This window comes from Streptomyces sp. NPDC031365 (assembly GCF_055569765.1).
In genome coordinates this window covers 158,689-165,412 of record NZ_JBVIIM010000007.1, presented here as the reverse complement: position 1 = coordinate 165,412, position 6,724 = coordinate 158,689, and the positions used below count along the sequence as shown (strand labels likewise).

The window sequence follows — 6,724 nt, the reverse complement described above, 5'->3', positions numbered from 1 at the left end:
CCACACCTCTACCCTACACCATGCGGACAACCCCCCCCCCCCCCACGCTGCCCCCCCCCCCCCCCCCCCCCCCCCCCCCCCCCCCCCCCCCCCCCCCCCCCCCCCCCCCAGTACCGCAGCTGTCTTCCGCCGCCTCCGGGATGCGACATCGGCGCTTGCGGTCACCTGTTCGCCGGGAACGCCGTATACGGCTTCGTGCTCACCGAGCACCCCGGTGGAGCCCGTCACGGCCGAGCACGGTACGCGACCGGGTAGACGGAACCGCGGCGAAAGGTCAGGTGGTGGAGGCGCCCGCGCCCTTGCCGCTGTCGCGCTGGTGGCCGCGCCGGGCGTCACGGTCGAAGATGCCCAGGATCTCGCAGGGGCCGCCCTCGGCTCCGATGGCGTGCGGAAGCATGGTGGGGAACTCGGCGGCCTGGTTGGTCTCGACGCGCAGGCGCTTGTGTCCCAGCATGAGGATCGCGGTTCCGGACAGGACGACCAGCCATTCGCGGCCCGGGTGGGCGCGCATGCGCGCGGGGTTGTCCGGTGGTGGTTCGGTCATGCGCTGACGTACGACGGTCATGCCCGGGTCGCCTTTCACCGGCCAGCGCATCAGCCCGTGGGCGCCGTCGATCATCGGGCTGGTGATGACGTCGTCGGTCGCGGTCTCCACGAGCTGGTCCAACGACGTGTCCAGGGCGCGGGCGAGAGTGACCAGCTGATCCAGTGCGAGGCGCCGCTGCCCGTTCTCGATGCGGCTCAGTGTCGACTGGCTCATGTTGGCGCGCGTGGCCAGTTCCTCCAACGACCAGCCCTGTGCGACGCGCAGAGCGCGGATGCGTTTGCGTACGAGGCTGTCCAGCTCGCCATCATCTTGCGTCATGGGCAACATTGTATGCCCATGTCGCAAAGGGTGATTACGGTCACTCATGGACGGCGGCCCGGAACGACTGAGGCCGCACCCGAGCGGAACCGAGTTCCCAGAGGATCCACGAGCGCGCTCAGCGAGCCCGTGCCATCCGCACGCCCACACCCCGGGGACCGGCCCCCTGCCGCATCACCCTCCCAAGGAGAACCATGAGTACGAGTCAGCCCGCGCCGGCGGCCCCCGTCGAGGACCGGGGCGTACCGGACGCACGTCAGCTGCGCACCATCCTGATCGCGGTTTCGGTGGCCCTGATGGCGGTCATCGCGTCGGTGTCCGGGCTGAACGTCGCCCAGACACACATGGCCGTCGAATTCGACGCCTCGCAGAGCACGGTGCTGTGGATCATCAACATCTACACCCTGGCCCTGGCGGCCCTGCTCCTCCCGCTCGGTGCGGTCGGTGACCGGCTGGGCCGCAAGCCCATGCTGATCGCCGGTCTGGCCGTTTTCGGTGTCGCCAGTGCCGCGGCAGGCCTCGCCCCGAGCGCCGAGGCGATGCTGACCGCGCGCGTGGTCAGCGGCGTCGGTGCCGCGGTGATCATGCCGATCACCTTGGCCGTCATCACCTCCACCTTCCCCGAGGGGGAGCGGGGCAAGGCGATCGGGGTGTGGACCGGAGTCGCCGGGGGCGGCGGGATCCTGGGGATGTTCCTCTCCGCCCTGCTGGTCGATGTCGCGGACTGGCGGTGGCTTTTCGTGCTGCCCGTGGTCGTGGTCGCCGTGGCCCTGGCGATGACGCTCAAGTCGGTACCCGACTCGCGCGAACGGTCGGCCCACTCGTTCGACACCCTTGGCGCACTGCTCTCGGCCGTCGCCGTGGTCGGCCTCATCTTCGTCCTGCAGGAGGGCCCGGAGAAGGGCTGGACCGCCCCTGCGGCGCTGATCGGTCTCGTCGGCGGTCTGGTCGCCGCCACCGGCTTCGTGGCGTGGGAGTTGCACCGCCGCGACGCCTCCCTCCTGGACGTGCGTCTGTTCCGGGAGCGCGGCCTGGCCGGCGGTTCGATCACTCTGCTGGTGGTCTTCGGTGTACAGGCAGGCATCGCCGTGGTTCTGTTCCCGTTCTTCCAGGCGGTGCTCGGCTGGTCCGGGCTGCTGGCGACACTGGCCCTGATGCCCATGGCCGTGATGATGATGGCGGCGTCCGGTCTGGCTCCCAGGGCGGCCGCGAGCATCGGCTCCCGGCCGACGATGATGGTGGGTATCACGCTGGGGGCCGCCGGTCTCGCGCTCATGGCCCTGTTCGTCTCCGCGGACGGTGGCTACCTGACGATTCTCCCCGGCATGCTCGCCATGGGTGTCGGCATGGGGCTGTCGATGACTCCTTCCACCGAGGCCATCACCGGGTCGCTGCCGAGCGGGAAACAGGGCGTTGCCTCCGCCCTCAACGACGTCACCCGTGAGTTCGGCACCGCGCTCGGCGTCGCCCTGCTCGGCGCGCTGCTGACCGCCGGCTACCGCAACTCCATCGACGGCAGGCTGGCGGGCATCCCCGGGAGCGCCGCGGACACCGCGCGGGAAGGCATCGCCAACGCCGTCGAGGTGGCGCCCGGCAGCGGCGCGCACGCGCAGGACCTGCTCCTCGCCGCCCAGCAGTCCTTCGTGGAGGGCTGGCAGCAGGCGATGTGGGCGGGCGTCGCCGTCATGGGCGCCCTGTTCGTCTACATCGCCCTGCGCGGACCGGGGGACCCCGCACCGGCGCCGGATGACGACGGCACCGAGGCCGCCGTAACCGTCGCACCCCGATGACGGCCCGGAAGGCGGTACTCGCCGGGGCCCCGAGGAACTGGGGCCCGAAGGGGGGATCCCGCTGCGATGCGGCTCGGTCAGCACCACTCCAGCACACGCGTCGCCATGGCGCGGGCCTGCCGCAGACGACTGCTGTCGCCCTCCAGGCCGGCACGCACCATGGCACCCTCCAGGAGGAACGCCAGATGTTCGGCCGTGGTGCGAGCGGCGTCGGGACGCCCGGGCAGCAACACCTCGACCTGGGCGGCCAGCAGACGCTGGACTTCTTCCTTGTGCCGGCGTACCAGCGCCCGCCCCTCGTCCCCGACGGGCAACTCTGCGGCGGCGTTGAGCAGGCCGCACCCGCGGAAGGCCTCCTCGTGGGCGGAGTCGGCACTGTCGATGTAGGTGTCGAAGACGGCGAGCACGCCGTCGCGAGGGCTCTCGGCGCATTCAAGCCGTGAGTGGTACCGCGTCAGCCACTCCTGATGCCGGGCGTCCAGATAGGCCAGGACGAGATCGGCCTTGGAGGAGAAGTTGTTGTACAGGCTCATCTTCGCCACACCGGCCTCGGTGGTGATCGTGTCGATGCCGGTCGCCGTGATCCCGTCGGCGTAGAAGCGCCGCGCCGCGGCGGCCAGGACCCGCTCGCGGGCCGGCCGCCGCCTCCTGGCGGCAGGTGTCCGCTCTGCCTCGCTCATCACACACCTCGACTTCATTGGGTAGACTGGTCTACTCAGTATAGGTCGCGGTGGCAGACCTGCGCCGCTGACCCGTGCCGCCCTCGCCGTCCAGCACCGTCATGGAGTCACCATGTCCCTCCTGACCGACCACCTCATCGTCGACGGGGTACGCCTCGCCATCCGGGACCAGGGCAGGGGCCGGCCCGTGATCTTCATCCACGGCACACCCTCGCACGCGTACGAATGGCGCGACGTCGTGCCGCACATCGAGGCGGACGGCTTCCGGGTCGTTACCTATGACCTGCTGGGATACGGCCGCTCCGAGCGGCCGGTGGACCGCGACACATCGGTCGCCGCCCAGACCGCACTCCTCGGGCACCTTCTCGACGCGCTGGGCATCGACCGGGCGGACATCGTCGCGCACGACATCGGCGGCGCCATCGGCCTGCGCTTCGCTGTCGCACACCCCGAGCGTGTGCGGCGACTGATGGTCATCGACTCGGTCAGCTACGACTCGTGGCCCTCGCCGACCTGGCGCCGGGTCATCGACGAGAACCTGGACGACTTCATGAGCATGCCGCAGGACGCCTTCGACGACCTGCTGACCCGCCAGCTCACGATGACCGTCGCGGACGATGCGCTGATGAGCGGCGACGTGCTCCAGGCCTACCTTGCACCACACCGCTCCGCCCTGGGCCGCGTGTCGTTCTTCGAACACCAGGTGCGTCACTACGACGCGAAGTACACCGAGGAGATCAGCGACGAACTCGGACGCCTGACCATGCCCGTGCGCATCCTCTGGGGCGAGAAGGACCAATGGCAGCCCCTCCACTACGCGAGGCGGCTCAGCGGCGCCATCCCGGACGCCACCCTCCTCACCGTCCCCGACGCCGGCCACTTCCTCATGGAGGACGCCCCCGAACGCGTCGTCGAGGAGATCAGGACGTTCCTCGGCGCCTGCTGACACCCAGCTCGCCCCGACGGACCTGACCGCCCACCAGGCCGTCCGGGGGTCGGCGTATGCCCCGCCCATGGCGCATGGCCCCCACGAGCCTCATCGGCTACGGCTCAGCGCCCAAGCGGGCCGCAGGTGTCGTTGCGGGTCCGGCACGGACCCGCACGTCCGTGCCGAGGGTCAGGACTGAGGTCGCTTCCCGTGGTTCGCCGGGTGATTGCGGCGTGCCTTCTTCTTGCGGCGCCTCTTCGAGGACATGAGCGTCTCCTTGGTGACTCCAGCACGTGAGACCACGTCTCACGGCGCGGTTTCCGGGCCGGGGAACGGCAGATCACGGCCTGCAAGCCATTGTTCCGCGAGGCGCCGGGCGCCGCGACTCGCACGCCGAGGCGCCGCGCCGTCGTAGCCCATGCGTTCAGCGGAGGGCATGTCCGGCGGTCCCCGGGGCGGCTGGGCGAAGGTGCTCGGTGCGTTGACTTCCAGGCCCGATTCCCGTCGGCGAGGCGGTGCGGTACGCCGGCGCACGGCTCGCCCTGGCTCGCCCACGGCAGCCACACCCTCCGCGTCCGGTGACCGGGCAGCACCGTTCCGGAGCGTCCTTCGTGGGTGTCGACGGGCGCCGACGTCTACAGGAACGGACGTGACGCCCGCAGGTCGCAGACGAGCGGATTCACCGACGGCCGGTCTCGATCCGCCGGATCGGTACGGCTCAGGGCAGTACGCGGTACGTCATGTGCGTGACCTGTGTCGCCGACCGCGACGCCACCTGTTCCAGCTTCAGCGGCGGCACGCCCTCGAACAGCCGGGTTCCGGCACCGAGCGTGAACGGCACGATGTGCAGCCGCAGTTCGTCGACCCGGCCGGCGGCGAGGTACTGGTTGACGGTGTTCGCGCCGCCCAGGATCAGGACGTCGCCGTCACCGGCCGCCTCACGCGCCTGTTCCAGGGCCGAGTCGATGCCGTCGGTGACGAAGTGGTACGTGGTGCCGCCGTCCATCGGCTGCGGCTCGCGCGCGTGGTGGGTGAGCACGAACACCAGCGCGTGAAACGGCGGATTCGCACCCCACCAGCCGTGCCACGGCCGGTCCCACGCACCGCGCACCGGGCCGAACATGTTGCGCCCCATGATGAAGGCACCGGCCGCGCTCATGCGCTCGACTTCGGCCCTGTTCTCCTCAGGCATGTCGAACATCCAGGCGTGCAGCCCGGCCCCCGATCCGTCGCCGCCATCGTCACCGAACGGGCGTTCCTCCGTCTGGTGGTGACCGGCCGAGTAGCCGTCGATCGAGATCGTGATGTCTCCGATGACCTTGCTCATGCGATGCTCCTCCTCGTGGACCTGCCGATGCCGTCGAGCACGCGTGTCAGTGGTGGTGGCGATGCCGGCCGAGGGTCTGGACGGCGGTCGCACCGGGGCGGGTCCACTGCGGGACGGGACGGCTGGTGGGGCCCCAGGTGGCGGTGCCGTCCGCGTCCGAGCGCCAGTACCAGCAGGGGACGTCCCCTTCCGGCCAGCCGTCCGGTGTGACTTCCCAGGCCTCACCGCGGCCGTAGGGCGTCATGTCGAGGAGGCCGAGAGATCCGTTGACCCGCTCGTTGCCGCGACCCGTCGTGGAGTAGGTGAGGAACACGCGGTCGCCGTCGCGCAGGTAGCAGGCGAGGTACCCCATGTCGCCGCCGATGGGGGCGTCCACGCCGCGGACCGAGTACCAGGGGCCGGCGTAGCCCATGAACTCGACGTAGGAGGCCACCTCGTCCCACCGGCCCGTGGTCACCACGGCGAACGAGACGCCGCGGGCGTTGAGGTAGACGGCGTCCTTCAGATGCCACGCGGTGGTGGTGCAGCCCTCGCACTGTCCCTGGTGCGGCGTGTCGTCGTACCACATGTGCTTGTAGACCACGAGCTCGTCGCGGCCCTGGAACAGGTCCAGGAACGGAACCGGGCCGTCGGGCCCGACGACCTCGGCCGTCCCGTCGAACTCCACCATCGGCAGCCGGCGGCGGGCCGCGGCGAGGGCATCACCCTCACGGGTGTGCGCCTTCTCCCGGACCAGCAGCTCGTCACGGGCGGTCTGCCAGGCGGCCAGGTCGACCACGGGCGGGCGACCTGGAGGCACGGTGGTCGGATCTTCCGGCGTGGTCGTCATCGCGGGCCTCCAGGTGTGGTGTGCCGGGCGGCGTCGCACGGCGCTCCCGGGTCGCTCACCGGAAGAGACCGTGGACCCGGCCGAAACTCATCGGAGCACGGGCGGGACGACAGGACACGCCACGCCCGGCGGCGACGGCCTCCTCGCCCGCCATGCCCCGCGCGGACACTCGCACACCCGGAGCGCGGGGGAGCACCGTCCGGCCGGGCATGCCGTTGGCACCTTGCTATCGTGCGCACATCGTGCTGCTTGGAGTGCCGGCAGAACGCACCAGAGAGGGGCGGTCAACGATGCAGGCGTCCGAC

The 6,724-nt window shown here is 70.7% G+C and carries 7 protein-coding genes; 2 read left to right on the top strand and 5 right to left on the bottom strand.

What is annotated here, in order from left to right; genetic code table 11:
- Nucleotides 1-274: 274 nt before the first annotated feature.
- Entirely contained in the window at nucleotides 275-874 is a 600-nt protein-coding gene (locus ACZ5C2_RS13780; protein WP_468789830.1) for a helix-turn-helix domain-containing protein, read from the bottom strand.
- 185 nt (nucleotides 875-1,059) lie between these two features.
- On the opposite strand from ACZ5C2_RS13780, the gene ACZ5C2_RS13775 reads away from it, so the two are divergent.
- A complete protein-coding gene (locus ACZ5C2_RS13775) occupies nucleotides 1,060-2,655 on the top strand; it encodes an MFS transporter (RefSeq protein WP_468789828.1) in 1,596 nt (531 codons plus the stop codon).
- 77 nt (nucleotides 2,656-2,732) lie between these two features.
- Here ACZ5C2_RS13775 and ACZ5C2_RS13770 read toward each other — a convergent pair whose 3' ends face one another.
- Complete coding sequence (locus ACZ5C2_RS13770; RefSeq protein ID WP_468789826.1) at nucleotides 2,733-3,335, bottom strand: TetR/AcrR family transcriptional regulator; 603 nt, start codon at nucleotides 3,333-3,335, stop codon at nucleotides 2,733-2,735.
- Nucleotides 3,336-3,447: 112 nt separating this feature from the next.
- Here ACZ5C2_RS13770 and ACZ5C2_RS13765 point away from each other — a divergent pair, with 112 nt between their 5' ends.
- Nucleotides 3,448-4,281, top strand: a complete 834-nt coding sequence (locus ACZ5C2_RS13765) for an alpha/beta fold hydrolase (protein ID WP_468789824.1) — start codon at nucleotides 3,448-3,450, stop codon at nucleotides 4,279-4,281.
- Nucleotides 4,282-4,452: 171 nt separating this feature from the next.
- Here the strand turns inward: ACZ5C2_RS13765 and ACZ5C2_RS13760 are convergent, their stop codons facing one another.
- The 3 genes from ACZ5C2_RS13760 to ACZ5C2_RS13750 all read right to left on the bottom strand — a co-directional run bounded on the left by ACZ5C2_RS13760 (nucleotide 4,453) and on the right by ACZ5C2_RS13750 (nucleotide 6,419).
- Nucleotides 4,453-4,530, bottom strand: coding sequence for a 50S ribosomal protein bL37 (locus ACZ5C2_RS13760; RefSeq protein WP_468790150.1), 78 nt, complete (start codon nucleotides 4,528-4,530; stop codon nucleotides 4,453-4,455).
- A gap of 451 nt (nucleotides 4,531-4,981) precedes the next feature.
- Entirely contained in the window at nucleotides 4,982-5,590 is a 609-nt protein-coding gene (locus ACZ5C2_RS13755; RefSeq protein ID WP_468789817.1) for a dihydrofolate reductase family protein, read from the bottom strand.
- A 46-nt stretch (nucleotides 5,591-5,636) separates the two neighbouring features.
- Complete coding sequence (locus ACZ5C2_RS13750; protein ID WP_468789815.1) at nucleotides 5,637-6,419, bottom strand: DUF899 family protein; 783 nt, start codon at nucleotides 6,417-6,419, stop codon at nucleotides 5,637-5,639.
- Nucleotides 6,420-6,724 lie beyond the last annotated feature (305 nt).

What these genes read in the sequence shown, in the direction of transcription:
- ACZ5C2_RS13780 (WP_468789830.1), bottom strand. Translation starts at nt 874, where the DNA reads ATGTTGCCCATGACGCAAGATGATGGCGAGCTGGACAGCCTCGTACGC.
- ACZ5C2_RS13775 (WP_468789828.1), top strand. Translation starts at nt 1,060, where the DNA reads ATGAGTACGAGTCAGCCCGCGCCGGCGGCCCCCGTCGAGGACCGGGGC.
- ACZ5C2_RS13770 (WP_468789826.1), bottom strand. Translation starts at nt 3,335, where the DNA reads ATGAGCGAGGCAGAGCGGACACCTGCCGCCAGGAGGCGGCGGCCGGCC.
- ACZ5C2_RS13765 (WP_468789824.1), top strand. Translation starts at nt 3,448, where the DNA reads ATGTCCCTCCTGACCGACCACCTCATCGTCGACGGGGTACGCCTCGCC.
- ACZ5C2_RS13760 (WP_468790150.1), bottom strand. Translation starts at nt 4,530, where the DNA reads ATGTCCTCGAAGAGGCGCCGCAAGAAGAAGGCACGCCGCAATCACCCG.
- ACZ5C2_RS13755 (WP_468789817.1), bottom strand. Translation starts at nt 5,590, where the DNA reads ATGAGCAAGGTCATCGGAGACATCACGATCTCGATCGACGGCTACTCG.
- ACZ5C2_RS13750 (WP_468789815.1), bottom strand. Translation starts at nt 6,419, where the DNA reads ATGACGACCACGCCGGAAGATCCGACCACCGTGCCTCCAGGTCGCCCG.